This window comes from Metapseudomonas resinovorans, assembly GCF_002003485.1.
Lineage (GTDB): Bacteria > Pseudomonadota > Gammaproteobacteria > Pseudomonadales > Pseudomonadaceae > Metapseudomonas > Metapseudomonas resinovorans_D.
Genome location: NZ_BDMA01000073.1, coordinates 62,548 through 89,383, shown reverse-complemented (window position 1 = coordinate 89,383; position 26,836 = coordinate 62,548). Strand labels below are relative to the sequence as shown.

At 58.9% G+C, this 26,836-nt stretch carries 20 protein-coding genes, 1 tRNA gene and 2 pseudogenes; 4 read left to right on the top strand and 19 right to left on the bottom strand.

Features of this window, described 5'->3' with window-relative positions; genetic code table 11:
• Positions 1-375 precede the first annotated feature (375 nt).
• Entirely contained in the window at positions 376-741 is a 366-nt protein-coding gene (locus MnOB_RS20405) for a SpoIIAA family protein (RefSeq protein ID WP_077526042.1), read from the bottom strand.
• A 436-nt stretch (positions 742-1,177) separates the two neighbouring features.
• Here MnOB_RS20405 and MnOB_RS20400 point away from each other — a divergent pair, with 436 nt between their 5' ends.
• Positions 1,178-1,834, top strand: a complete 657-nt coding sequence (locus tag MnOB_RS20400) for a hypothetical protein (protein ID WP_077526041.1) — start codon at positions 1,178-1,180, stop codon at positions 1,832-1,834.
• A gap of 1,055 nt (positions 1,835-2,889) precedes the next feature.
• Here the strand turns inward: MnOB_RS20400 and MnOB_RS20395 are convergent.
• From MnOB_RS20395 to MnOB_RS20370, 6 genes and pseudogenes are all read right to left on the bottom strand, one after another.
• Positions 2,890-3,720 carry a phytanoyl-CoA dioxygenase family protein gene (locus MnOB_RS20395; RefSeq protein WP_077526040.1) on the bottom strand — a complete coding sequence of 277 codons (831 nt, stop codon included), beginning with the start codon at positions 3,718-3,720 and terminating at the stop codon, positions 2,890-2,892.
• Positions 3,721-3,782: 62 nt separating this feature from the next.
• A complete protein-coding gene (locus tag MnOB_RS20390) occupies positions 3,783-5,171 on the bottom strand; it encodes an amino acid permease (protein WP_077526039.1) in 1,389 nt (462 codons plus the stop codon).
• A 60-nt stretch (positions 5,172-5,231) separates the two neighbouring features.
• Positions 5,232-6,701, bottom strand: a complete 1,470-nt coding sequence (locus MnOB_RS20385; RefSeq protein ID WP_077526038.1) for an aldehyde dehydrogenase family protein — start codon at positions 6,699-6,701, stop codon at positions 5,232-5,234.
• A 239-nt stretch (positions 6,702-6,940) separates the two neighbouring features.
• Entirely contained in the window at positions 6,941-7,105 is a 165-nt protein-coding gene (locus MnOB_RS20380; RefSeq protein ID WP_371580009.1) for a hypothetical protein, read from the bottom strand.
• Between the two features lie 10 nt (positions 7,106-7,115).
• A pseudogene (locus MnOB_RS29310) lies at positions 7,116-7,270 on the bottom strand (YhfG family protein).
• Positions 7,271-8,103: 833 nt separating this feature from the next.
• The gene (locus MnOB_RS20370; RefSeq protein ID WP_077526036.1) at positions 8,104-8,892 is read right to left on the bottom strand and encodes a helix-turn-helix transcriptional regulator; all 789 of its coding nucleotides are present in this window, start codon (positions 8,890-8,892) and stop codon (positions 8,104-8,106) included.
• A gap of 130 nt (positions 8,893-9,022) precedes the next feature.
• Between MnOB_RS20370 and MnOB_RS20365 the strand changes: the two genes are divergently transcribed.
• Positions 9,023-9,868 carry an XRE family transcriptional regulator gene (locus MnOB_RS20365; RefSeq protein ID WP_077526035.1) on the top strand — a complete coding sequence of 282 codons (846 nt, stop codon included), beginning with the start codon at positions 9,023-9,025 and terminating at the stop codon, positions 9,866-9,868.
• A 115-nt stretch (positions 9,869-9,983) separates the two neighbouring features.
• Here MnOB_RS20365 and MnOB_RS20360 read toward each other — a convergent pair whose 3' ends face one another.
• The 5 genes from MnOB_RS20360 to MnOB_RS20340 form a co-directional block, all read right to left on the bottom strand.
• On the bottom strand, positions 9,984-10,130 hold the full coding sequence (locus tag MnOB_RS20360) for a protein NO VEIN domain-containing protein (protein ID WP_371580013.1): 147 nt from the start codon (positions 10,128-10,130) through the stop codon (positions 9,984-9,986).
• 38 nt (positions 10,131-10,168) lie between these two features.
• Positions 10,169-13,414 (bottom strand): SNF2-related protein, encoded by a 3,246-nt coding sequence (locus MnOB_RS20355; RefSeq protein ID WP_077526034.1) that lies wholly within the window; start codon positions 13,412-13,414, stop codon positions 10,169-10,171.
• Positions 13,415-13,698: 284 nt separating this feature from the next.
• Positions 13,699-17,691, bottom strand: coding sequence for a DUF3427 domain-containing protein (locus MnOB_RS20350; RefSeq protein WP_199824561.1), 3,993 nt, complete (start codon positions 17,689-17,691; stop codon positions 13,699-13,701).
• A 216-nt stretch (positions 17,692-17,907) separates the two neighbouring features.
• Entirely contained in the window at positions 17,908-18,681 is a 774-nt protein-coding gene (locus tag MnOB_RS20345; protein ID WP_234358303.1) for a hypothetical protein, read from the bottom strand.
• Positions 18,682-18,937: 256 nt separating this feature from the next.
• Positions 18,938-19,792, bottom strand: coding sequence for a helix-turn-helix transcriptional regulator (locus MnOB_RS20340; protein WP_077526033.1), 855 nt, complete (start codon positions 19,790-19,792; stop codon positions 18,938-18,940).
• 156 nt (positions 19,793-19,948) lie between these two features.
• On the opposite strand from MnOB_RS20340, the pseudogene MnOB_RS20335 reads away from it, so the two are divergent.
• Both MnOB_RS20335 and MnOB_RS20330 read left to right on the top strand, forming a co-directional pair.
• Positions 19,949-20,146: pseudogene (locus MnOB_RS20335) on the top strand (5-aminolevulinate synthase); the annotation flags it as partial.
• A gap of 180 nt (positions 20,147-20,326) precedes the next feature.
• Positions 20,327-21,526 (top strand): MFS transporter, encoded by a 1,200-nt coding sequence (locus MnOB_RS20330; protein WP_077526032.1) that lies wholly within the window; start codon positions 20,327-20,329, stop codon positions 21,524-21,526.
• Positions 21,527-21,743: 217 nt separating this feature from the next.
• Here MnOB_RS20330 and MnOB_RS20325 read toward each other — a convergent pair.
• The 7 genes from MnOB_RS20325 to rpmI all read right to left on the bottom strand — a co-directional run bounded on the left by MnOB_RS20325 (position 21,744) and on the right by rpmI (position 26,797).
• Positions 21,744-21,820: transfer RNA gene (locus MnOB_RS20325), tRNA-Pro, on the bottom strand.
• Between the two features lie 87 nt (positions 21,821-21,907).
• Positions 21,908-22,264, bottom strand: coding sequence for a MerR family transcriptional regulator (locus tag MnOB_RS20320; protein WP_016493505.1), 357 nt, complete (start codon positions 22,262-22,264; stop codon positions 21,908-21,910).
• A complete protein-coding gene (gene ihfA / locus MnOB_RS20315) occupies positions 22,245-22,547 on the bottom strand; it encodes an integration host factor subunit alpha (protein WP_003282572.1) in 303 nt (100 codons plus the stop codon). The genes MnOB_RS20320 and ihfA overlap by 20 nt, the downstream gene beginning before the upstream one ends.
• Before the next feature lie 3 nt (positions 22,548-22,550).
• Positions 22,551-24,929, bottom strand: a complete 2,379-nt coding sequence (gene pheT, locus MnOB_RS20310) for a phenylalanine--tRNA ligase subunit beta (RefSeq protein WP_077526031.1) — start codon at positions 24,927-24,929, stop codon at positions 22,551-22,553.
• A gap of 177 nt (positions 24,930-25,106) precedes the next feature.
• Entirely contained in the window at positions 25,107-26,123 is a 1,017-nt protein-coding gene (pheS, locus tag MnOB_RS20305) for a phenylalanine--tRNA ligase subunit alpha (RefSeq protein WP_077526030.1), read from the bottom strand.
• Positions 26,124-26,217: 94 nt separating this feature from the next.
• Entirely contained in the window at positions 26,218-26,574 is a 357-nt protein-coding gene (gene rplT / locus MnOB_RS20300; protein WP_016493508.1) for a 50S ribosomal protein L20, read from the bottom strand.
• 28 nt (positions 26,575-26,602) lie between these two features.
• The gene (gene rpmI, locus MnOB_RS20295; protein ID WP_069084432.1) at positions 26,603-26,797 is read right to left on the bottom strand and encodes a 50S ribosomal protein L35; all 195 of its coding nucleotides are present in this window, start codon (positions 26,795-26,797) and stop codon (positions 26,603-26,605) included.
• Positions 26,798-26,836 lie beyond the last annotated feature (39 nt).

Genomic DNA, 26,836 nt, shown 5'->3' with positions numbered 1-26,836 from the left:
CTACTCAACCGCTTGCGCTTCCGATCCGATTCACTCTTCTCGTCAGCGGGAGGCGCATTCTACAGCGTTCAAACTCGCTGTCAACACCTCGGTGATCACCTTCATTCACTCCTTTCGGAAGACTGAAGCGGCCAGCACTACCGCCACCGACCGATCACCACCCCCTGCGCCTCTATTCAGTTAAGTGCTTGATTTTCAAGCTCTTTCTCTGCTTCGTCGCTGGGAGAGGTGCGCATTATAGGGATGCAGAATCTGCCGTCAACACCTATTTGAAACCTTTTTGTCATTACGACAGGAAAGCCGCAGTACCACCTTCCTCCTCTATAAATAGAAGCGCCGCCCGAAGGCGGCGCTAGCGATGGGTCTCCGAAGGCTTCAGCGCTGCAGCCAAGCTTCGGCTTCAGCGGCCTGCTGTGAACCGAAAGCCTTGATCGTCAATCCCGGAATCAGCGCCCCCTCAACCTCGCTCACCTTCCTCACCCATCCCGTGTCGGCCACCACCGCCATGCGATCAAATCGGCGGACCACCTTGAACAGCTGTGGAATGTGAGAGACCTCAACGGCCATGGCACCAAGCGTCGGCATATCGAATTTGCCAATCCGATAGAGCATTCGGCCGTGGGCGATGCCTTCGGACTGCTGCGACAACTGATTGATCGCAGCGCGCATGTCATCGCTATCGAGTTTTCCCGCAAAGTCGACGTCTACGCGGTTCTCACCATTTCGCATTACCTGGAACATAGGAGCACCTCCGTACAGGAGTGTACTTTTCACGATACGCCGCCTACAGGAAACGACAAGGCAATAACAACAGCATGAAGATTGGCGAACGGACCGAAGCCGAAATGAAGCGGTTGCAGGGAGCAAGGGGAAGCTGGCCCGGGAGGCAGCCATCGCGCAGCAGACCGTTCAACGAATCATAAGGGTGAGTCCAAGAGCCCACGCCAAGAGAACAACCATGTGATTTTCAAGGCGTTCAGCTGCACGCGGTAACGTGGTTGAACCACCTGTTCATCAAGCGCAAACCGGTCCCAAATGCAGACCACTTCAAGCTAATCTCTGACAACGACAGGTACGAGAACCAGACCGCGAAGATCGAGGACGTGATATTCACGCCAAAGGGCTGCGGATCTGGAATGCCCGAAAGGGTTAAGCCATTACCGACCAGGACATCGCTATGCGCGCTACTCTGCTGTTTCTCACTGCTGTGCTGATCACTGGCTGTGCGACCGACGCACCGGAGGACCTGCCTGCTGCGCCACTTGCGGTTCCCACTGACTCGCGTACGCAATTGATCGTCAATTTCAAAGCGGGCAACCAGGTGTTCAGGAATGCCCACTGGGATCGGTTCAAAGCCTCTTGGCGTACCGCAATCGAGAAGGAAGCGTCCTCTTACGGGTATTCCGTAACCGAACAGGTTGGCCCCATTACCACCACGTCTACGCCGGGCTTGCTCCTGATAATCAAAGTGGACGACTTCCTCTATGTCAGCGATCCCGAGAGCGATGAGGACGCCTGGGTGGATGCGCGAGTCATCTACCTCGATGCGCAAACCGCCAAGGAATACGGAGAGCGCAGCTACAACACCAATGCCTCTTCCTGGGAAAGCATTTCCGCCGCAATGACTAATGAGCAGGTTCAGGCGCTAGCCAAGCGAATGTTCGATGAAATCCGCCCTCCCGAAACCTCTCCAAGCGCCCCTCCACCCGCTCCAGCCGCCCAAATTGCGACGAGCCATGAGCAAGGGAAGCAGCAGCAACTGGAGCAGCTTAATCGCGAAAGACTGAACTACGAGGAATACCAGAAGCGGTACCGGGAGATTGTGGGGCAGTGATAAGTGCGAGAACCCGACGACCATGACCCGTAACTGGTCAAGGCTCCACAAGACGGAAGGCCCATGCGGCAAGGAGCAAGCTGACTTTCTTTATGCGCAAGTCCACTCACCTGCCGTTTGCACGGAGCGCTGGCGAATCTGAATCTCGCCGCGTGGGCCCGGACATTATCAACATGTGGCCTCCTCGCTTCCTCGCCAACGTGTCTACGTGTCTACGTGCGAGATTTACACGACAGATGGCCTTGAACGATTGAGCAGCTGGCGTACTCGGAATTGGTGTGAGGCAGCGATCAGCGAGTTCACTGCTGGAATCATCAGACTCGGTCTGGGGCCCCTGCCACAGCTCACTGACCACTGCCTCTCCGGACCGCAGCGCATCTCAATGATCGCTGCGGTTTGTCATTTGAGCCCATCCATTTGAACCACGGCCTCTCCTGCGCCTCTAGCGCATCTGCAAAGTTCGTCATCGCTCCAGCTCATCTCGAGTCCGGCCGTCGCGACCTAGCTCCATGCCTCCTCTGAACTCGCCGGCATGGATCGAAGGGAAACATGAGGCAATCAACACTCTGACCGAAAGGTGAACGTCTCTGGATGCTCTTGCCTCGAACGGATGAGGCCACATGCCGCCTCCCTCGAGGTGATATATGAACCCGAACCAAAATCCACAGAACCCTGGTCGTATGCCGGATCAAGGTGGCCAGGGAGGCCAAGGCCAGGACCCTCGACGCCAAGGCGGTCAAAGCCAGAACCCGAACGATCCGCAACGGCAGCAGCCGCGCAACCCTTCAACCGAAGACAAGCCTGACGATTGGGCCAACCCTAACAAGGGCGATGGACGGCCTTAAAAGCCTAGCGAACGATCCACTCAGAATGCCTGAGTAAACACTTCTCCCACCTGAGACCCGGCGATATGCCGGGTTTCTTTTGTCGAACGCATACGAAAAAGGCCGGTTCATTTCTGAACCGGCCTTTCTCTGAAAGGGAGTGTGCCTTTCACGATACGCCGCCTGCCGGAAACAACAAGGTGATCACCGGCGGCGTAAAGAACCCACCCGTCATACCACCCTGGGCCAGAGCACCGGGAATAACGGGTGATTCAGCGGCGCTCCGTCAGCGAGTTGGTCGACCAGCCCAGGAAACTCTGGCGAGGTTTTCCAGGCTCGCGGTGCGTGGCGCATATCATCTCCGAGGAAGCGCAGGGAGAACGCCCGCCGACGCCGTTGCCCACCTACCCCACCAGAGGCATGGAGGGTCAACATATGAAAGAACACCGCATCTCCCGGCTCCAGTTCCCAGCCCAGGATGTTCCAGCTCCCCCGATCCGCTTCAATATCCGGCAAGTCCGCCAGACTGCCCTCCGGGAACCATCTGGCCTGGTTGTCCAGAAAACTCCGCGGCATGAGCCAGGGCCCCAGATGCGAACCGGCGACAAACTCCAGCGTCGACTCCCGCGCCACCGGATCCACCGGCATCCACATACTGCAGTTCTGCTTGCCGTCCACGTTGTAGTACGGCTGGTCCTGGTGCCACGGCGTGCGCTGGCGGGTGTTGGGCTCCTTGACCAGCAGGTGGTCGTGGTACAGGCGCGCGCTGTCACAGCGCATCAATTGCGCCGCTACCGAGCCCACCCGGCTCTCGAAGATGAAGCGTCGATATTCCTCTATATCCCGCCAGTTGCAGAAGTCCTCGAAGAACCAGCCCGGGTCGTCCGGGCTGCTGGCCACCTTGGCCCGCTCGCTGGGGGTCGCGAGGTTGAGCTCGGTGCCCCGCTCCAGCAGTGCCACCTCATCGGCCGTGAACAACTGTCGAACGCACACCGCGCCATCGCGCTGGAAATCCTCGATGAGCGCATGCGGGAGTTCGAATTCAAAGCTGTGCTGCGTCATGCAACCACTCCTCTCTTCCTGGAAGTAACCACGGTTCTGGAACATCGCGCCGCCAGGACTGCTCAAGGCAGTTCAGGCTCGGGCTGCGCGGCCTGGTTCGGCCTTGCCCAGGCCCAGTAGGCCAGGGTGAGGACAACGAGCCAGGCTGTGCCGATGTAGAGCGCGGTGCGGGTGTCGGGGAACGCCGCCAGCACCACGAAGATAAACAGCATGAAGGCGATGGCCAGGTACTGCCCGTATGGCCAGAGCGGAACCGGAAAGCCAAGGGAACCAACCTCCTCGCGGCTCATGCTGCGGCGCATGGAAAGCTGCGAGAGCAGGATCATCAGCCACACCCACACCACCGAGAAGGTCACCAGCGAGGCGAACATCAGGAACAGCTCGTTCGGCAGCAGGTAATTGAGCAGCACGCCAAGCAGCAGCGTCAGCGCCATCACCAGCACGGTCAACCAGGGCACACCATGCTCAGACAGGCGAGCGAAGGCACGCGGTGCCTGTCCATTCCCGGCCATGCCGAAGAGCATGCGCCCGGTGCTGAAGATGTCGCTGTTGATGGCGGAAATCGCCGCCGAGATCACTACCAGGTTGAGGATGCTGGCGGCCGACTGGATGCCCAGGCCGCTGAATATCTGCACGAAGGGGCTGCCCTGGCTGCCAATTCGCGGCCAGGGGTAGATGGCCATCAGCACCAGCAGCGTCAGCACGTAGAACAGCAGGATGCGCAGCGGCACCGAGTTGATGGCCTTGGGAATCATCCGCTGTGGGTCCTTCGCCTCGCCGGCGGTGAAGCCGATTACCTCGATGCCGCCGAAGGCAAACATCACGATGGTGAAGGAAGCGATCATCCCCTCCACTCCATTGGGGAAGAAGCCACCATGGGCCCAGAGGTTGCTGAGCGAGGCGTCGCCGCCACTACCGTCACCCAGCTGAATACCGAACAGCAACACGCCCGCTCCGGCGACTATCATCGCCACGATCGCCAGCACCTTGAGCAACGACAACCAGAATTCCAGCTCGCCGAAGATCCGCACGCTGCAGAGGTTCAAGGCTGAAATGAACAACACGATACCCAGCACCCAGATCCAGCGCGGCGCGTCGGGAAACCACAGGCCCATGTAGACGCCGAACGCCGTCACGTCAGCCAGGCACACCATCATCATCGAGAAGACGTAAGTCCAACCGGTGAGAAAGCCCAGGTAGCGCCCCAGGTAGCGGCTCGCATAGTGACCGAAGGAACCGGCCACCGGCGTGCGCACTGCCATCTCCCCCAGGGCACGCATCACCAGGTAGATCGCCGCGCCCCCGATCAGGTACGCCAGCAGCACCGAAGGGCCCGCGCGCTGGATGGCCGCCGCCGAACCGTAGAAGAGCCCCGTGCCGATGGCGGACCCCAATGCCATGAAGCGGATATGCCGTGCGTTCAAGCCACGGCGCATTGCAGAACGTTCCATTGCCTTGCCTCGCTTTATTGTTGTTATCGACGGCCGCAGCGCGCCACGCTGCACCCCCCTCTACTTCAGGTACCACCCCCACGGCTCATCACTGCAGTAATGGATCACCTGCTTCACCTCCAGGTAATTCTGCAGCCCCCAACGCCCCAGCTCCCTGCCGATGCCGCTCTGCTTCATGCCGCCCCAGGGCGCCTGGGTGAAGGTGGGTGGCGAGCAGTTGACCCAGGCCGTCCCGGCACGCAGCCCGTTGGCGATGCGAGTGGCACGCTCCGGGTCAGCGGAGAACACTGCGGTCGCCCGGTCGTCGCCGTCGTGATTGAGCAATGCCAGCGCCTCCGCTTCCGTCTGGAAGCGCTTTACGCAGATCACAGGGCCGAGGACGTCCTCACGCCAGATTTCATGCCTGACGTCGGGCTCATCGAAGATCGTCGGTTCAACGAAGTGGCCGACCGGTAAGTGGGCTGGGCGTCTTCCACCGATGAGCAACTTGGTAGCCCGTTGGCTGTGCTGAACCACCGTCATGAATTTCCGATGCTGCCTGGCACTGACGAGAGGCCCCATGTGAACCCCCGCCTCCATCCCATGGCCCACACGCATACCGCGCACGGACTCAACCAGCCGCTCCAGCAGGCGAGGCGCAATGCTCGCTTGAACCACCAATCGCGAGATGGAACCAGAAGCCTGCCCCTGGTTAAGGAAGGCGCCGTGCACTATCCCCTCCACCGCGGCGTCTACGTCGATGTCGTCGAACAGAATGCAGCCCGCCTTGCCGCCTGATTCCGGACTCACCCCCCTTTCCCCGACCAGGGTGGTCAAGGGCATCTTGACCCCGAAAGGCAAACGACCGAAGGACAACCTGTCCACGCCCGGGTGCCGAACCAAGGCCCGGTCGACCTGCCCCTCGAAGCCCGACAGGATGTTCAGCACCCCGGGCGGGAGACCGACTCGGCTCGCCGCCAACCCCAACTCCAGGGCACTCATTGGCGTGAGCTCCGACGGCACGACCACGCATGTCGCCCCTGCTGCCAACACCGGGGCAATCGTCCGCGCCGCCATCAGCAACGGGAAACTCCAATGGATGATCAGCCCCACCACCCCCAACGGCTCGTGGCGAATCCGACAGTTGAACCCCGTATCCCTCAGATGAAGCAGCTGCTCCTGACGTTCGTCCAGCTCGCACGCCAGCCTCGCGTAGTGGCGGAAACACTCGATGGCATCGGCCACATCTGCTTCCGCTTCGAGTAAGGGTTTGCCGTTGTCGCGAACCTCCAGCCCCGCCAAGGTCACCTTGCGCAGCTCCAGGTTGTCGGCCAGCGCATTCAGGTACCCCGCCCTCTCGCTGCCAGGCATCTGCGACCAGCCACTATTGAAGGCCGCTCGGGCAGCTTTCACGGCCAGGTCAACATCCTCCGCGCCAGCCGCCCCCAACTCCATGATGCGTTTCTCCAGGGCCGGATCAACGGTGCAGAACCGTTGCCCTTGCCTCGGCGCCACCCAACGCCCGTCGATGTAGAGCGTTGGCTCGCTCATGGTGGTTTTCCTCGCGCGACTTGATTGATGAGCGAAGGCTATCAATGCCGCTGCAAAGGGCGCCTATGCCGACAGAGGTACGGGCCACCTCGCCGGGCTGTCAGACATTTCTCAGAGGCAGAAAACGCAAGGCGATCCAGCACCTCGAGACTCACGACGCGCACGATGGGGAAGGAGGAGATTTGAAGAATTGGTTGAGTGAGACGGTGCCTATGCAGTTGATTGCTGCAATCGGGTATTCAGGCACTCGGCGACCCGATGCAGCGCTCGAAGATACGGATCCACTCGCCGTAGTCGCAAACCACTGCATCGACATTCGCCTGCAGCCACCCACCCTCCTCCACCGGCCACCAACTGATCTCATAGCCGGCGTTGACGATGAGGTGTTCAAACAGGATGCGCATCGCCCGGCCGTCAGCCCTGCCTGGAACGGTAGGCACTCAGCACGGACTCACGCGAAGGCAGCTTGCGCTCGGCATCGGCCGGCGTCACATCGAAGCCTTCAGCCGCAGGCTGGCCGCGTAATTGAATTGGCGTGCCTTGGCGTAATAGGCCTTCTTAGTCCGCAGGGACGGATTGGCATTGGTGGGTCTCTCTCACAATCGAGGACGAAAGTCAGCAAGCTCAATGCCCCACCGCACTGCGAACGCTCAGGCGCGAGTCACCCCTCGCCCTCTGGGAGAGGGGCCGGGGTGAGGGCAGTTGCCGGCCTGCTCTGCGCCAATCCCCTTCGCGTCAGTCAGGATGACGACATCTGCCCTGCCGGCGATCACGTCACGCAACATAGTCACGGGACCATGCGACACCTGGTCGCAATGGTCACTTCACAGAACCATGACATGCTCCATGTGCATGCACGAAGGCGATTTCGACGGTTCGGAAACGATCGGTTTCGACTTCATGTTCGCGACGTCGGCTATTCGCAGCTATCAGAATTGTTCGGTTCATCCCCTCAAATCAGGAGGTCCGCCATGAGTGCACGCTTTTCGGTGAAACGGGTCCCACGTGTAGGCGTCAGGGGCATCAAGAAGGGTGAGAATCACGGAGCAAACGCGCTGGATGCCTGCTGGTACCGGATCATCGACCGAGCAACTGGCGACTTCGTCGGGGGCAGGCATGCAGAACAAGCCGTGGCGCATGCTGAGTGCGAGCGGCTGAACAACAGGACGAGATGTGCGTGATCGTGCTACCTGGTAAAGCCCCGTTCTGTACGGGGCTGCTGCAGGTTGCCAACCCATCTACCTATTGAGGCGAATTCGTACATATCTCCCTCACGTACTGCTGCCCCTCGATCACGGCTTCCGTTCTCTGGATGCCGATTCGGATATCTGCAAGACACTGCCCGCTAGCGAGATCAAGCCCGACTCTTCCTGCACCAGTACCGTCAACGGGGTCGGGGTGATTACCCACCCTTGAGCTCCCTGATAAACACCGCCAGCAACTCCGCCTGGCTGCCTATCTCCAGCTTGTCGTAGAGGTTCTTGCGGTGGACCTTTACCGTTCCTCGCTGGATGCCAAGCAATTCGGCAATCGAGCAATTGGTATACCCCTGCAATACCAGGCGGGCGACCTGACGTTCACGCGGGCTCAACACCTCCCGCCCAAACTGGTCAAACGCTTTGCGAACCCGCTCATCCAGGTCATAAGCAACACGCTGCTCCTTCGACCGATGCACCTGCCAAGCCGAACGCACTACCTCATCCACCACCGGTGCCGCACTGCGAAATAGCCGCAGCTCCTTCTCGCTGAACGACAGCCTCCCCCGCCGCCGCATCAGCGACAGTACCGCCCTGCCCTCGCCCTCCAGGCTGGTGAAAAATCCCACCTCCTCGCACAGGCCCAGGCGGCGGTAATAGCTGCGGAAATACTCGCTGGCATAGAAGCGCTGGGGCGTCAGGCTCCGCATGCTGTGCATCCCCTCCGCCTGGCCTCCCTGACTGGCGAGGTAGAACGGGTCCAACCGATAGGGCCCGGTCTGGTACTCGTGCACGAAGAATTGCCGCAGGTGCGCTGGAAAAGTGTCGAACAGCGACAGCGGTAGATAACGCCCCTCGTAGATGAACAGCACGAAGTGATCGACGAAGCCCAGGCGCTGCAGCCAGGTCGTCAGTGCCTGCAGTTGGGGTTGGCCGGGCGGTTGGGTCAGGACATCGGAGATGTCGCGGGTCCATTCGGTTAGCTGTCCGTGCATTGTCAAACTCCTTCAGTCTCGATACCCCATCGCAGAGAGCTCGAAGCTCCTAAACTATTCGCAGGAGTTTAGAAAAATCAACATCCAATGACAAGGAATCTAAACCGACCGCTGTTTAGCATCCTGAGCCATGGATTTCCCAGACCGCGTTAAATCGCGCATGCAAGCGCTACAGTTGAGTGCATCTGAACTGGCCCAACTCGTAGGCGTCTCCAAAGGCTCTGTCACCCACTGGACCACGGGTACCAACAAGGTCAGCGGGAAGAACTTGATCGCCCTTGCGAAAGCACTGGAATGTGATGTCAATTGGCTTGCGAGCGACGAAGGACGCGCGACCGCTATCGGCTCCCCTGCTCGAGCTTCCCGTACCGAAGAAGCGAAAGACGCGACCACTGCCGTCGTTCTGGAAATGCTGAAAAAGCATGCCGGCAAAAGCCTGAACAGTGCTGCTAAACAGCGTATCGCCCAAGCTGTGGCGGATAGCCTCAGTTCCAGCGCCCTCAAGTTTGGCGAATCCCTTGCCGCCGAGCCAACCGGAAGCACGGTGCGCGAAGGCGATATCTGCATTCCACACTTCGATTTTCAAGCTTTGGCCAATGAAGCTCAGGCGCCAGCCGACTACTCCGAATTCGTCCGCACTATTTCAGTCAGCGCACAGCAACTGGAAAGACTGGGTATCGACTACAGCTCACCTGCCAACCTCTCCGTCATCACCGCCTGGGGGCAGTCGATGGAGAGGATCATCAAAGACAAGGATCTGGTGCTGGTTGATCGCGGCATCAACAAGTACGTCGGCGATGGAATTTATCTCATCACCTGGGCCGGCCATCTCTTCATCAAGCGTCTACAACTCGCCGGAACCAATCAGCTGGAGCTGGTTTCGGATAACCCGACTCACAAGACACGAATTGTTGCTATGTACGAGGTGAAGATTCACGCCAAAGCAGTGCTGATCTTCGGCGTTAACAAACCGTAGTTGGTTGCCAAACAGACGCTCTAAGGTCCTTCTAAGCGGCCACATTCACTATCCAATGTGCTCGCGGAAGCTCGCTCTGAAATCCAAGGGTTTCAGATAAAGCTGTTTCGACAGGTCACCCCCGAAGGATGAAAAGCTTTGGGTCATTCCTGAACTGAAATACCCGGTAGAGATAGAACTGCTCGGCCGCATCCTTGGAGAACTCCAGTTCGTTGTGGCTAACGATGAAAGAGCTAGCGGTGCTTCCGTTCGTTATTTTCACTTCTATGAAGGGAGTTTCCCGCCACCAAAGATGCTGCCCTAATTTCCCGCATACCCCAACACGCACGCCACAATCCTCTCCTCCCACGTCTGCCGCATTGCTATACCCGAGACGCGATCAATTAGCTTCTGAGCCGGGACAGGATCTGCCAACAGGTCTTTCTGGATATTACGCAACCTTGTAATGGCTGCCTTGCGGCCGCCACGATCCAGATAACGCGACCAAGTCGGTCGAACCAGATCGAGCCAGGCATCCGCCAACTGTCCCCAGTCAGGGCAATCACTTCGCCCCATGGGACTCAGCACATCCAAAAGCGCCTGGATCTGGTCAGCCTGCTCAGACGGCTGAGCCCAACCAGATTGCTTCGCCCAACGCGGCAGCACCAACGCCATCTGCTCCAACGCACGCTGCTTTTTGCGAGGCAGCAGCAGACGCTCCATATGACTCAAGCGCCCTAGCAAACGATCCAGCTCACGACCTGCAGAATGGCTTGGCGGCAAATTGTGCACCTCATCGGGCAAACGCAGCCTCAGGGCTGCCGCCACATCTCGCAGGTTGATCACTGGCCCATCGGTGTCATCGGACAAGAACACCCAGCGAGGCGCTCTGTTAGCCTCACCCGCCAAACAGACAAACAGCCAGGGCCGCTGGGCCCTCACCAGACTCACGCGGGAGAGCACTGCCGATGGATCGGCTTTCGCATGCTGGTAGTCCTCAAGCCCAACCAAAGCAGCGCCTCCTTCGACCAGAGCCCGCACTGGCGCAAAGGCGTCTTCAATGCCATCCCACGGCTGAGCAGATCTTGCCTGCATTTCGGATTGGATATCCTCGGGCTTCACCACCCGGTCAGCAGCATCCTCACGCAGCATTTCCGGCGGCAATTGCAGATTGCCACCGAGCAGAGATTCAACCTCTTCGATACGGGCCACGAATTTCTCATCAGCTTTCAGCGCAAAGGCTGACGCATCTAGTGGCCACCAGCACTCGATGGTGTCATGAGGGCTATCCATCCGATCTATACGCCCCACCCGCTGCTCGGCGTAACGAACCACACTCGGCATATCCAGGTGTACCAGACTGGAGGCTCGTTGCAGGTTGACGCCCTCAGACATGGCATCACTGCAGAGCGCAATGAGCCTCCCCTCACCCCTCAAGGGATCCAGGCGTTTCTGTAGCCGTTCGTTTTGAGTCTTGTTGCCACCTACCCCCAACAACACGTCGACCTTCAGCGCTTTCGCGTCGTGAGCCATCAGATGCCGAAGATAGCGCAACGTCAGAGGGAAGTGGTCGAACGCAATCACTTGATCATGGCGCTCCGCCAGCTCCATCAACAAGGAGCACTTGCGGCGCTCGCGAGCGTCGCTGATCCTCTCAAGGCGGCGCAGTATGAGCTGATAAATACCAATCTCAGCCTCGCAAGCCTCTTGATGAGCTTTGGGATCCGATAGCCACTCAGGCAGTTGGATTCCGAGCTGATTCTCAGGCAGACGACCTTTCAGCGTATGAATACGCTCCAGCATATTGCCGCTGTCTTCACCACCGCCGGTATCTCCCAACCCCTGCAGACCCATTTGTTCCAACGCTCGCGTCTCGCCAAGAATGTGGCGAAACAAAGCCAAACGTGATGAGCGCAAACTAGCCATGACGTGGTGACGCGCCAAGGATCCCGCAGAGTGCAATCTCATCCTCAGGTAGTTCTCAGGCGAAACGCCTTGCCGGGTCAAGCTCTCAGGCAAATACAGCGGCTTTACGAAGTGCGCTACCCCCCTAAGCTTCCTAGCCAAAACCAATATCTGCTCGGCTATGCGGATATCCCCTTCACTTTCATGCAGCTCGTAACTGCACGCAGTATGCGTTGGATAGCGACACACCCGCCCGGTAAGAGTCCGATAGGTTTCAGGCTCCAGATCTACCATGGCATTGAGCTGGGCTTTGGTTCTGCGAACCGTAAAACTAGCGATCGCCAGCTGAAGCTCACGTAACTCTTGAGGATGTACATCGCGCAGGTTGCCTTTTGCCCGACTCAAGCGTTCGAAGATACCCAGTACCGCATCATCAAAGTTGTCCGCCCCCAGGATATCGATTAACCGTAAAAGGTCTGACGCCGAGCGATTGATCGGGGTGGCTGTGAACAGCACCGTTTGATCGGCCAGGTTATGCAGCAGCTGACGAGTACGATTCGAATTTTGGTTGAGGAAGTTATGCGCCTCATCCACTGCCAGAGTTTGCGCCTTCGCAAGCAGCAGGCCAATCGTGGAGTCTTCATCCGGTTTCAGTCGGCTCAATGAGCCATGGGAAATCACTTCCAGCGACAACTGACAGTTGGTGCGTTCGCGATCCCAATTGGGACTAACCAGTGGCGGACACACCATGGTCATCAGGCCCTTGTGACCACGCGACAACGACCAGATCCGGTCATAGATGGCGCGCAGTAGGTGAACACCCATGCGCGTCTTGCCAGAGCCCGTTGCATCGGCCACAAGCACGCCCCCGGCGGTCTCCAGCAGATAGAGCGCCTGACCAATCCCCTTGCGCTGGGAAGGCCAGAGGCGAACGTTCTCCTGAACGCTCAGTGACTGCAGATACCGATCTGCCCACTCCCCTTCGAGCAACTCCGAACAGGCACGCGCCAGCGCCTCTTTCCAGCTCACAAAGCGCAGGAGCTGCTCCAACAGTGCAATCAGCTCTTGGTTGGCATCCCGGCCTTGCGCCCAAAAATACTCAGCGGTTTGCCATACATCGCGAAAGCGACGGCTGTCCTGCTGCTCGGTAAACCGTACGTTGGCCTCATGTTGGTAAAAGAGCCCAGGCTCGGTAAAGTTGCTGGAGCCCACCGTCACAGCTAATGCTGTGCAATATAACTTGGCATGTACGCGCGGTCCTGGGCCTGGGTAGCGCACCCACACGGCCCCCTGCTGAATCAGCTCAATGCTGCGGATCAACTGACCGCTTAAGCGCAGTGAAATACCACGCTTTAACCAGTAGCGCCTGATTTCCTGGTCAAAGTCATAACGGACCAGCGAGAAATCCTGGCGGCGACTGGCACTCGGCTCAGAGCCCAGCATTAACCGAAGACAACCGCCGCAATTAGCCCGCTGATTGATCAACGGCAGCAGCTGATCGAGGCTGCTGTAGCCAGTGACGACGAGTGCATCCGATTCATCGCAAAGATCAGCCAGCAGCGTGTCGTAAACTTTGCGCCTGGGCGCATTCAGCGGCATTCGTGCTGCCGCCGGAAGATCTCCGGCAATAGGCTGCTCTTGGTCAAACAGCGATCTCTGCATGCTCGCTCCTGACTACATCCACGCCTCGTCCCTTACGTGCTGCTTGATGACCATGCCAATGGCTGTGACGCCGCCTTGCAGGCCGGTCAGATCAACCCATGCCTCGTCGGTACTGTACCGCTCCCAAAGACGAAGCGATCATCTATAGCAAGGCTCTCCAGGTCTGGAACGCGGAGATACTGTAGGCCCTGGCCGGTACAATCGCTTACCCTTGAGAGTTTAGGAATTATTTTCCCCACTTTGGAAACGATATCCGTCGCTGAGAGGCTATCTGAGCGCAGCTGCTATGAGATCAACTCAAAGCGCACGCTCATCGGCTTGCTACCAATGTGGCTCTGATACTTTACCCGCCCGTAATAGCGGAACGGAGCTGCTTTGCCATTTTCAAGTTTGTTGTCCCGCACAAACAAATGCAGGCTAATACCCAAGGCTTCATGCTCGATTATTTCTCGGCCGCGCTTGTTGTCTGGCGCGGTCTGATTTTGGGTTTGCCAATGGAAATGTCGGTCGTCGATCCAGTGATCTTGATAGCGCAAATCTTCGGCTTTTCCCTGTTTATTCAACGTGACTAAAAGTGCTTGTGCATTGCATCCTCGAATAGTCACATGCCCGCTGTTCCAATTGCCGGCATTGAACTCGCCCCCAAATAGTGGCGGGATTTCTTCGCGCATAAAGCGATGTCCCACCAACATCTCCAGCGGATCAATGATCGCCTTGAGCCGAGCGAAAGTCCTGAACTGCTCACGCAATTCGTCAGTAACCACGATATCCGAATAGTCGAGGTTGTTAGCGCGCAAGCGGTATTGGCCGTTGGGATCCTTGAGAACCTTGCGCAGCAGGTACTGATTGTCGCCAACATCATCCTGACGCTCGATGACCATGACATCCCCGGTGATCTTACCAGCCGCCTCACTGCTGATAACCTCCAGCAACAGGTAATCCCCGTCCCTCACCGGATGCTTACCGCCGTTCATGGAGTTGCCCGACGCCCGAGCGATAAAGTGCCGAGCAGGGTCAAGACGACCATAACCCAATCCAAGCGGGCGATATTCCTCGCAATTAGCGGTTCCGGTTTTGAAGTGACCACAGGCAATCTTCAGATTAGGGAAATACGGCAGCTCTACTTGCTCTAACCGATTCTGAATCGGCGTTACCGAAGCGCCCACCAAGCTAGCCCTTGCCTCGTATGTAGCCAACCGAAAATCAACCAATTCCTGTACAAGTTCAGCCAAGGCGGAAAGCTCACTTTCGGCCACTTTAAAGCTACCGATAAAGAATCCCTCCTCCACGCTGAAGTATCGACTATTGGCCCACGCATGCACCGGATTCTTATTCCAATAGGCGAGCCAGTCACTCGGCGCATGGGCTATCCCTTGATATCCCTCGGGCAAATCACCCAACAGCGATCTGCGCCTTTGCAGCACCTGCCAGGATCGCACAGCCAGGGCTTCCAACGTCGGCGCATTGCGCCAGCCATCCAACTCCTGGAAGGCTTCCAGCAGGATCATTTTGTAGCTCTTGGTCATGGCAGTGGTTTCCAGCTCGCGCAGGAAATCACCATGCTTTTCGATGACCGCCCGATCCTCCGCCAACAGTTCAGCCTCCAAATCTGCCACTAGGGCGAACCAATGGCCATATTGGCGGCGCATGTCCTGCATGCTAGTCCCGGAACGGTAGAACTCAGTCAAGGTCGGTCGGCGCCCCATGCCATCCCGCAAGCACTGGTAGTCAGACTGTGGGCTGTTGCTGTTGAGAGACTTAAGGAATTCAATGAATTTAACGTCGTAGTTGATGAAGCAGCCCTCTGGTAGATCAAGCTGCCCCTGCTCGGCCTTGCTGGCAAACTCGCTCAATTGGCGGTAGTTCATGCTGCGATTCATCAGCGCCATGGGCTTGTGTAGGAAACTTTGGTGGTTGGCAACAAAGTCGAGCACCACCAGTTTGTCCTTGTTTTCGGCCTTGCGCAGGCCACGTCCGAGTTGCTGCAAGAATAGAATCTTCGACTCCGTGGGACGCAGCATCATGACGGTGTCGATAGCCGGCAAGTCGACCCCCTCGTTGAATAGGTCGACCGAAAACAGCACCTGCAAGCGACCTTCCCTCAATTGATCCAGCGCCTCGCCACGCGACAGATCGGAACTGGCGTAAACCGCAGCGGCACTGACGCCTTGTTTTCGGAAATAGTCAGCCATGTAATCGGCATGCCGGGTGGAAGCACAGAAAGCCAGCGTGCGTTGCTGCCTATATATCCTCCAGCTATTCAGCGCATGTCGTGCTCGACCGAGGGTCGCAAGTTTGTTGACCAGCAGCTCCGGATCGAAGCGCCCGTTACGCCAAGGGATGCTCTGGTAATCGACCTCATTGTCGAGAATTCCGTAGTAGTGGAAGGGCACCAGCAGCCGCTCACTTACACCGGTGAAAAGATCGCTTTCATAGACCAGATTATCGTCACACAGAGCCAGGATGTTAGCGTTATCGGTGCGATCCGGAGTTGCCGTCAGACCGAGAAGGAAGGAAGGCACAAAATGCTTAAGCAGGCGGTGATAGGTCGGCGCGGCAGCATGATGGAATTCGTCGATCACAATGTAGTCAAAGTGCTGCGGCTTGAAGCGTTCAAGGTGCTCGACCTTACCGAGGGTCTGCACTGAGGCACAAAGGATATCCACCTGCATATCCCGTTGCTGTCCGCGGTAGAAGCCGATACGTGAAGATGGCTTGATGCGGGCAAATGTTTCCGCAGCTTGATTGATAATTTCCTCGCGATGTGCAACGAACAGCACTCTTCGTGCGCCCATTTGCTTAACATCGAAGGCAGCCAACCAAGTTTTACCGAGGCCGGTGGCAAGCACCACCAGACCACGCGAGTAGCCTTCACCGCGAGTGGTTGTAAGCGCCTGCAGGGCCTCTACCTGTACCTTGGTCGGCACAGGCGCAGGCTCGCTTTCGGTACTACCTGGCTCAAAAGATTGCGTCGGCTTGATACGCCTCGCCTCATAAGCATCGATCCAACCATCGGTCAACGGCTGCACGCGGTGATGGGCAAACAGCTCTTCAAAACGCCGCTTTACTTCTAGATAACCTTCGTCGCCCGGGTAATTGACCCTGTAATTCCACTCCACGCCGTGCTGAAGAGCTTGGCGGCTGATGTTGCTGGAACCGATGAACGCCCTACCCCAGTTGCGATGAACAGCATCTTCACCGGCGAACAGATAGGCCTTGAGGTGAAAGCTACTGCCAAGAGCTTCATAGATGCGCACCTGCGCCCCTTGCTCCTGCAACAACATCAACAAACGCAAGGCCTCCGGATCGGTGACATCCAGATAGTCGCTGGTCAGGATGCGCACGTTCGCTGGTTGCAATCCTGATTGCTGACGCCCCAAGCATTCCAGCAGATCTGGAAGCAGTAAGCGCAATCCGGTGCTCTTGATGAAAGCCACAGCCATGTCGATCCTGCGCGCCTCGTGAATGGACGCGCATAGGTGCGGCAGGAACGGATCGTGGTCACCACCCGTCACCAGTTTGCCTTTCGCCTTATGCAGCAGCACGTTTAGCCACTGCTCTTCCCGCCCCGGGCGCTGATCCTGGGTATACCAACAATCTGTCAGCACCAATCCCGGAAGCGACTGAGTCCAATCGAGCATCTGCGCTTCATCGGCGTCGGAGAAGTGGCGTCCGTTGTGCAGTCGCTCGCCCGTGCCACGCTTGAAGCTGCAATAAAAAACACCACCAGGCTTTAGCGCCTGCCACAGGCATTCGAAGGTTGCGGGTAGTTCACTGGCGCGCACGTGCAACAGGCTGGCACAGGCCCAGATGCCGTCATAGCACTCGCGCTCGTGAACTTCATCGAAGGACTTCACAGGAACCGGCTGACCGAGTAACTGACTAGCGTGTGCTGCCAATTGCTCACTAGCGTCAAACGCACTGACCTGATAACCCAAGTTTCGGAAGGCTAAGGAGTCACGGCCAGAGCCGCAGCCAGCGTCGAGAATATGTCCGCAAGCGGGCACATCCTTAAGGAAGGGCTGATACAACGACTGCATGTCTACTGCCAGGGTGTCACTGACGAATTGACTGGCATTGGCGTTGTAATAGTCGTTGGTAATACTCACTGGAATCTTCCGCTGATAGCCAATCGACAGTGTATGGAATTTCAGCAAGCGAAAAGGGGACAGATTTATTTTCTCTACTCTAAACGCCCGCCTCTGGCCCAGGCTGTTAAAAAACGTGGCCAGCGACCTTGTTATGCTGCCGGCGGGTTTCATAGCGGGGCGGTCCATGAAGCGTTTCATCCAGCAAGAGTGTCGAGGCCAAAGCACGCTGCTGCCCGAAAGCCTGGATGATTACGTGGCGAACACCAATCCGGTGCGAGTGGTCGATGAAGGGGGGGTTACGTGTACTGCACGGATGCAGAGACGGCGGAGTATCTGAGGGCGCGACTGGAGTAATTCTTCCCCACCGAGAAATGCGGCCGGTATTACGCCGGCACGCGACTACTATTCGGACTGGGCGGCGAGCCCATCGGCAGGAACAAAGATCCAGCCCTCTCTTTTGGGCGCATCTGCACAAGGCTTCGCGAGCAATTCCGGGTGCAAGTGGAATATCCAGGCGATCAGGGCACAGGCCAACGCATCCCACTGATCGACATGCCCCAGGTGCGGCGGACGGCCATAGAATTGCAGCAGATCCCGCATCACTGTCGAGCGCTTTCCAGAGGCTGGGTAGGCCTCGATGACGCGTAGATGCTGGTTGTCCGTCCACACGCCACAGCGCTCGATGTAGGGCGCAAACCGCGCGAGCACATGCATGCCCTTGGTCGCCTGGCTACCGATCATGTCCTTGACTGCCGAGAGCGGGCTAAGCCCCCGCTCGAAGAGGAAGCGCTCGGTGTGTCGGAACAGATAAGGGTTGCTAGAAGAGTTCTCGATCGGGCCGGTCGCCCTACCCTGCATGATCAGATCAATGAAGGCGCCGGAGAATCCAAGGGGCGTATCAATAGCCAACACCACGGGCGTATCGATGAAGCCGGTGGAATCCAGCTCACACAGCTCAAGAAGCTTGGCAATGAACTCTGATGTATTGCCTGACTGGTTGATGCATCTGCGCAGATTGCCGCGCCAGGGCTTTCCCTGGATCTGGCGCTGGGAATCAATCACCACCAGGGCGTCGCGACTGGCGGGGTTCTTGTCGCAGTTCCAGCCACCGACATCCCAGCCGATGAAGATCGGGCATGCGCCAGTGGTCAGGGGCATGTCTTCGGTTTCGAGCATTTTCGACTCCCCATCAAGCGCTCGCCCATTGTCCGCAGAAAGACTGGAAGCGCTGACTTCACCAATGAATGATGAACACGCAGTAAACCGGCATTACTCACTTTGCGTCTAAGTCCGTGCGTGGCCAAATTACGCATTCTCTGAATATGGTCGGGACGGAGTGATTCGAACTCTCCGCTGTGGTGCGGGGCAGCAGCATGTCCTGGCGACTGGGACGCCGGCTCCGGCCGGCGATTGGCTGAGCAGTCGCCCGCCCCTACACCAGGGTCGGCACCTGCTGCAGCCACTGCTCGAAGGCTCTGCTTTCCGGCCTGCCCTCTTTGGCCGCGTAGTAGACCAGGCGCAGGTGGCGATCCTCGTCGATGGTCAGTGTGGTGTGCTCGAACACCATCTGACCAATCGAATCGATGCACAGGTTGCGGATTCCCTGGCACGGGCCATGAATATCCTGCTGTTGCCACCAGTCCCTGAAATCGGGCGAAACCTTGGCGAGGTCCTTTACCAGTGCGGCGATTTCCGGATCCTGGGTTGCCCGTACGAAGTCCCGACGGAAACTGGAGAGGATCTGCAGCGCCTGCTCCTGCCAGGGGTTGAACAACGCTTGCATGCCCGGGCTGGTGAATAGCATCCAGAGCAAGTTGCGGCGGTCAGCCGGTATCGCGGAGAAACCGAAGACCCGGTCCGCCGCGGTGTTCCAAGCCAGCACGTCCCAGCGCAGGTTGAGCACATAGGCCGGGCGCGTCGGTATATCCGCCATCAGCCGATGGATCAGCGGCGGCACCACGCACCAGGTCCGTCCAGGCTCCGCCGGCAAACGCTGGTGGGCCAGCAGGAACAGATGACGACGCTCGGTGGCATCCAGCTTGAGGGCACGGGAGAGATTGTCGAGGAAGTTGGAGGACACGCTGATGTCCCGCCCTTGTTCGAGCCAGGTGTACCAGGACAAACCCACCCCCGCCAAAGCAGCCACCTCCTCTCGACGCAGCCCTGGCGTGCGTCTGCGGCAACCGGCAGGTAGCCCCACCTCCTCCGGCGAGATGCGCTCGCGGCGGCTACGCAGGAATTCGGCCAACTCTACCCGGGTGCGTTCAAGTGTTCGGGGCGCGCTCATCCGATTACCTCTAGTAACAGCATAAACAGTCAAATTGTAACCCCTATAAATCCCGAGAAGAATACCCCGGCCTGGCCGCAAACTCGCACGCCAGAGCACTTACTTGATGAGGAAGCACACATCGACGTGTCATCAACTTGCTAAGGAGATAAAGGGATGTATCAAGCACTTCTTCGCGAACAACTGGAGACATTGAAGTCCTCCAACCAGTACCGCACCTTCACCACCCTCAGCCGCATCTGCGGCCAATACCCACTGGCCAAACTGGAAGGCCGCGACCACGAACCCGTCATCGTCTGGTGCAGCAACCACTACCTCGGGATGTCCCAGCACCCGGTAGTCCGGGAGCAGATGCTCGGTGGCGTCTCGCCCCTGAATGAGCGCATGGGCACGGATCTGGTGGTCGGTCTCAGCTGAGCGAGTACGACGTCAGCCTCGAACTCTAGTCCCCAACCAGATGTGGCCCCGCCTCGGGGCCGCATCCCTCAGTTCTTCCACCAACCTGCCTCCAATGGAGCGCAAACGAGTCTGAGCATGCACACACCTAACCAATCCCCCATCTACCTCATAGCGCTAGGGGCATTTGCCCTCGGGATGGCCTCCTACGTCACCGCCGGCCTGATCCCGATGATCGAAGCCTCGTTCGCGGTGTCCGTGGCGGTGGCGGCCCAACTGGTGACCGCCTTCACCCTTGCATACGGCCTGGGCTCGCCTATCTTCGTGGCCCTCACCCCGGCGCATCGCCAACGCACCGGCCTGCTGCTGGCCCTCGGCCTGTTCGTCATCGCCAACGCCGCCAGCGCGCTGGCCGAGAACTTCACCACGCTGATGGTCTGGCGTGCCGTTGCTGGCATCGGTGCCGGCGTCTACCTGGCCATGGGCATCGGCGCCTCGGCCGCGGTGTCCACGCCGGAACGCCGTGGCAAGGCCATCGCCATCATCATGGGCGGCATGGCCAGCGGCGTGGTGCTGGGCATGCCGCTCAGCCTGCTGGTAGCCGAGCAGATGGGCTGGCAGACCGCCCTGTGGCTGGTCACCGTGCTCGGCCTGGTGGCTTTCCTCGGTCTGCTGCTGAAGCTCCCGGCACTGCCAGCCGCCACCGCCAGTACCCTGGGCCAAAAGCTGGCGATCCTCGGCGATGGTCATGTACTAGTCATCCTGCTGGTGTCCCTGCTGGCAGCCATCGCCAGCCTCGGCATGTACACCTTTATCGCCCCGCTGCTGGCTGACCCCGCCTATGGCGCGGTGCGCTCGGTCACACCATACCTCTGGGTCTGGGGAATCGGCGGCGTACTGGGTAGCTTCCTGGTCGGTCCCCTGGTGGATCGCATCAAAGGACCGGTCCTGACCTTCACCATCATGCTGATCCTTGCCGTATCGCTGTTCGTGCTGCCACTGTCGGCCGCGCTCGGAACCTGGCTGGTGATGCTGCCCATCGTTGCCTGGGGAGCCGTTGGCTGGGCCCTGCAGGTGCCGCAGAACAATGAACTCATCTTGGCGCGCCAGACCCAGGGCGACGGCAACCTGGCCATTGCACTGAACGAATCAGCGCTCTACCTAGGCAGCGCCATCGGTGCAGCAGCGGGCGGCTTCGTGCTGCTGTTGCAGATGCCTACCTGGACCCTGGCCGCCTGCGCGGGCGGCGTGGCCGTCCTGGGCGCTCTGCTGCAGATCGTCAACCTGCGGCGCCAACCGAACTGGACCTGCGACGTGCAGGCCGAGCCCTACAACTGATGCACTCAAGTGAGGAAGGGCGGCAGAGCTACACCTCGCGCGTGTGTACACAGGTCTACGCATCACACAATTGCCACCTCTCGCCAGTGCCAATCGAGAGGCTCTCCGTACGGTCAAACCATTCGAAGTGGAGGGGCTGGTGGGGCATTTTCTTCGGTGGGGCAAATGCAGAAACGAAAAAGGCCGGTTCATTTCTGAACCGGCCTTTCTCTGAATATGGTCGGGACGGAGTGATTCGAACACTCGACCCCTTGCACCCCATGCAAGTGCGCTACCAGGCTGCGCTACGCCCCGACGTTTTGTAGCTCGCTCCGGATCACCGGAAGCGGAGCGAACTATACTTTAAGCTTTTGAATTGTGGAAGGTTTTTTTCAAAAAAATTCACTTCCGCAACACATGGAGGACGTCCTCGAGCTCGGCGATCATCTGGCGGATGAGCTGCTTGTACTGAGTGGTGTCTTCCTTGGCTTCGTCCCCGGAGAGGCGCTGGCGCGCCCCGCCGATGGTAAAGCCTTGGTCGTATAACAGTGCGCGGATCTGCCGAATCATCAGCACATCCTGACGCTGGTAGTAACGCCTGTTCCCGCGCCGCTTTACTGGGTTGAGCTGGGGAAATTCCTGCTCCCAGTAACGCAGCACGTGGGGCTTGACCGCGCAGAGTTCACTAACTTCGCCAATAGTGAAGTATCGCTTGCCTGGAATGGGCGGCAGCTCGTCGTTATGACTTGGTTCCAGCATAAGCTTCGACCCTGGCTTTGAGTTTCTGCCCTGGACGGAAAGTGACCACACGGCGAGCCGTGATCGGGATTTCCTCTCCTGTCTTCGGGTTTCGGCCAGGCCGCTGACGCTTATCGCGCAAGTCGAAATTGCCGAACCCGGACAACTTCACCTGTTCGTTGTGCTCCAGCGCCTGACGGATTTCCTCGAAGAACAGCTCCACCAATTCCTTGGCTTCCCGTTTATTCAGGCCAAGCTCTTCATAAAGACGTTCAGCCATCTCAGCTTTCGTCAGAGCCCCCATACGCTACTTCCTTAACGTGGCATTGAACCTGTCTTCCAGCGAGGTGACGATGTTTTGCGTTGTGTTGTTCACCTCATCGTCAGTAAGAGTGCGCGATGGATGCTGCCAGGTCAAGCCGACCGCCAAGCTTTTTCTAAGCGGATCAATGCCTTTACCGTGATACACGTCAAATAGCCTGAGGTCAGTGAGCCATTCACCCGCAGCCTCACGGATGGTGGCGAGTACCGACTCGGCGGCAACGTCGCGATCCACCAGCAGGGCAAGGTCGCGGCGCACTTCAGGGAAGCGCGACAGCTCGCTGAACTTCGGCAGCTTGCCTTGCATCACTTCAGCCAGTACCAGCTCGAACATGTAGACCGGCTGATCCAGGTCCAGGGCCTTGGCGAGTTCCGGATGCAGCGCACCAAGGAAACCTACCAGGCGCCCTTCTCTTTCGATGCGGGCGGTCTGGCCCGGATGCAGGGCAGGATGCTCACCCGGCACGAAGCTAAAGGCGCCCAGGTCGCCAGCGGCACCGAGGATGGCTTCTACATCTGCCTTGGCATCATAGAAGTCGACGGCGTCACGGCCGTTGGCCCAGCTTACCGGCAGACGGGAACCACAGATCACACCTGCGAGCATGGGTTCCTGTTTCAGGCCTTCGAGTTGACCCACGAAACGCAGACCGCTTTCGAACAGGCGAACACGGGATTGCTGACGGTTGAGGTTGTGCTGCAACGCACTCACCAGACCCGGCCACAGCGAAGAACGCATGGCAGCCATATCCGCGGAGATGGGGTTGGCCAGCATCAGCGGCTTCACGCCCGGGTTGAACAGCTCGAACAACTTCGGATCGATGAAGCTGTAGGTGATGGCTTCGTGGTAACCACGGGCTACGAGCAGGCGGCGCAGTGCCGGCAGTTCAACAGCACCTTCGGCACGCGCACGCGGAGCCAGACGGGCTTGCGGGTAGCGAACCGGCAGGCGGTTGTAACCGTAGAGGCGGCCCAGCTCTTCGATCAGATCCACTTCCAAGCTGATGTCGAAGCGGTGACTCGGCACTTCAACACGCCACTGGCCGGCACCTTCGGCGGTGACCTTCAGATCCAGCGCGGTAAGCAGACGCTCGATTTCGGCAGCGTCCATTTCCATACCCAGCATCTGGGTGATGCGCTCGGCACGCAGGGTAACCGGAGCCACATTCGGCAGGCTTTCCTGGCTGGCCGCTTCGATGATCGGACCCGCTTCGCCGCCGACGATATCCAGCAGCAGGCCAGTGGCACGCTCCATGGCTTCGCGAGCCAACTGGAAGTCCACGCCACGCTCGAAGCGATGAGACGAGTCGGTGTGCAGGCCATAGGAACGGGCCTTGCCGGCAACGGCGATGGTGTCGAAGAACGCCGCTTCGAGGAACAGGTCACGAGTCTTGTCGCTGACGCCGCTGTGCTCACCACCCATGACGCCGGCGATGGCCAGGGCGCGAGTGTGGTCGGCGATGACCAGGGTGTCGGCGCGCAGGCTGACTTCCTGACCGTCGAGCAGGACGAGTTTCTCGCCCTCCTCCGCCATGCGCACACGGATGCCGCCATTGATTTCGGCGAGATCGAAGGCGTGCATGGGCTGGCCGAGTTCGAGCATCACGTAGTTGGTGATGTCGACGGCAGCATCGATGGAACGCACTTCGGAACGACGCAGGCGCTCGACCATCCACAGCGGAGTCGGGCGGGACAGGTCGACATTGCGGATCACGCGACCGAGGTAGCGCGGGCACGCAGCCGGAGCGGTCACTTCGACCGGACGGACTTCGTCATGGGCGGGTGCAACGGCGGGAACTTGCGGACGAGTCACCGGGGCAGCGTAGAGCGCACCCACTTCACGGGCCAGGCCGGACATGCTCAGGCAATCGCCGCGGTTCGGGGTCAGGCCCAGTTCGATGATCACGTCATCCAGGCCCAGGTAGGCACGAATGTCCTGGCCTACCGGAGCATCATCAGCCAGCTCCATCAGACCGTCATGGTCATCGCTGATCTGGAGTTCGGAAGCCGAGCAAAGCATGCCGTTGGACTCAACGCCACGCAGCTTGGCCTTCTTGATCTTGAAGTCGCCCGGCAGCTCGGCACCGATCACAGCGAAAGGAATCTTCAGGCCAGGGCGCACGTTAGGCGCGCCGCACACGACCTGGAGGGTCTCACTGCCATTGCTCACCTGGCAGACGCGCAGCTTGTCGGCGTCCGGGTGTTGCTCGGTGCTCAGCACCTCGCCCACGACCACACCGCTGAAGGCACCCGCTACCGGAGTAACGCTGTCGACTTCGAGGCCAGCCATGGACAGACGAGCGACCAGCTCATCACGGGAAACCTGCGGGCTGACCCAGCTCCGCAGCCAGTGTTCACTGAATTTCATCCTCTTCTCCTAGAGCCTGCTCAACGCCTGCTGCGCGTCGGCTCTGCTGCGTTAAAAGCAGGCTCAAAATGCTCATTTACAACGCGTAAACTGCGCTTTTTCGCCTGCTTTCGCCTTGCATAGCTCTAGCTCGCAAGGCGTTGAAACAGGCTCTGGATTCGTTTCGGACGCTGCGACCTAGCGGAATTGCGCGAGGAAGCGCAGGTCGTTGTCGAAGAACAGGCGCAAGTCGTTGACGCCATAGCGCAGCATGGCCAAGCGCTCTACGCCCATGCCGAAGGCGAAGCCCTGGTACTTCTCCGGATCGATGCCGGACATGCGCAGCACGTTCGGGTGCACCATGCCGCAGCCCATCACTTCCAGCCAGCCGGTCTGCTTGCACACGCGGCAGCCTTTGCCGGAGCACATCACGCATTGCATGTCGACTTCGGCCGACGGCTCGGTGAACGGGAAGAAGGAGGGACGGAAACGTACGCCAAGGTCCTTCTCGAAGAACACGCGCAGGAACTCTTCGATGGTGCCCTTGAGGTCGGCGAAGCTGATGCCTTCGTCTACCAGCAGGCCTTCGACCTGGTGGAACATCGGCGAGTGGGTGATATCCGAGTCACAGCGGTAGACGCGGCCGGGGCAGACGATGCGGATCGGCGGCTGCTGCGACTCCATGGTGCGGACCTGTACCGGAGAAGTATGGGTACGCAGCAGCATGTTCGCGTTGAAGTAGAAGGTGTCGTGCATTGCCCGGGCCGGGTGGTGGCCGGGAATGTTGAGCGCTTCGAAGTTGTGATAGTCGTCTTCGACCTCGGGGCCTTCGGCGATGCCGTAGCCTATCCGAGTGAAGAACTGCTCGACCCGCTCCAGGGTACGAGTCACCGGGTGCAGGCCACCGGAGGCCTGACCGCGACCCGGCAGGGTCACGTCGATACGTTCGGCCGCGAGCTTGGCGGTCAGGGCGGCCTGCTCAAGCGACTCTTTGCGGGTGTTCAAGGCATCCTGAACGCGCTCCTTGGCGGCGTTGATCAGGGCGCCGACCTTGGGACGCTCTTCAGCCGGCAAATCGCCCAGGGTCTTCATCACCTGGGTCAGCTCGCCTTTCTTGCCAAGGTAGTGAACGCGAATCTGCTCCAGGGCATTCACGTCTTCAGTTTGCTGCACGGCCTCAAGCGCTTGCGAGACCAGCGCATCCAGATTTTCCATTTACTGACTCCAGATACGAAATAGGGGAAGAGCGCAAGGCCCTTCCCCTATCGGTGACGTTTAGCACCGGGCAAGCCCGGTGATTGTCGGGGACTTAAGCCAGAACGGCCTTAGCTTTCTCGACAATCGCAGCAAACGCCGCTTTTTCGTTCACTGCCAGGTCGGCCAGAACCTTACGGTCGATCTCGATGGCCGCTTTTTTCAGGCCAGCGATCAGGCGGCTGTAGGACAGACCGTTCTGACGAGCACCAGCGTTGATACGAGCGATCCACAGAGCGCGGAACTGACGCTTGCGCTGACGGCGGTCACGGTAGGCGTATTGGCCAGCCTTGATTACCGCCTGCTTGGCAACGCGGAACACGCGGCTGCGTGCACCGTAGTAGCCTTTGGCGAGTTTCAGAATCTTTTTGTGACGCTTACGAGCGATGACGCCACGCTTAACACGAGCCATGAGTAATTTCCTCTAGAATCTTGACCGATTAACGAACGCGCAGCATGCGCTCTACTTTGCGGACGTCAGACGGGTGCACCTGGGTGCAACCGCGCAGCTGACGCTTACGCTTGGTAGTCATTTTGGTCAGGATGTGGCTCTTGAAAGCGTGCTTGTGCTTGAAGCCGGAAGCAGTCTTCTTGAAGCGCTTCGCAGCACCGCTCTTGGTTTTCATCTTTGGCATGTTCGGATACTCCGCATTCAATCAATACATATAACCGCA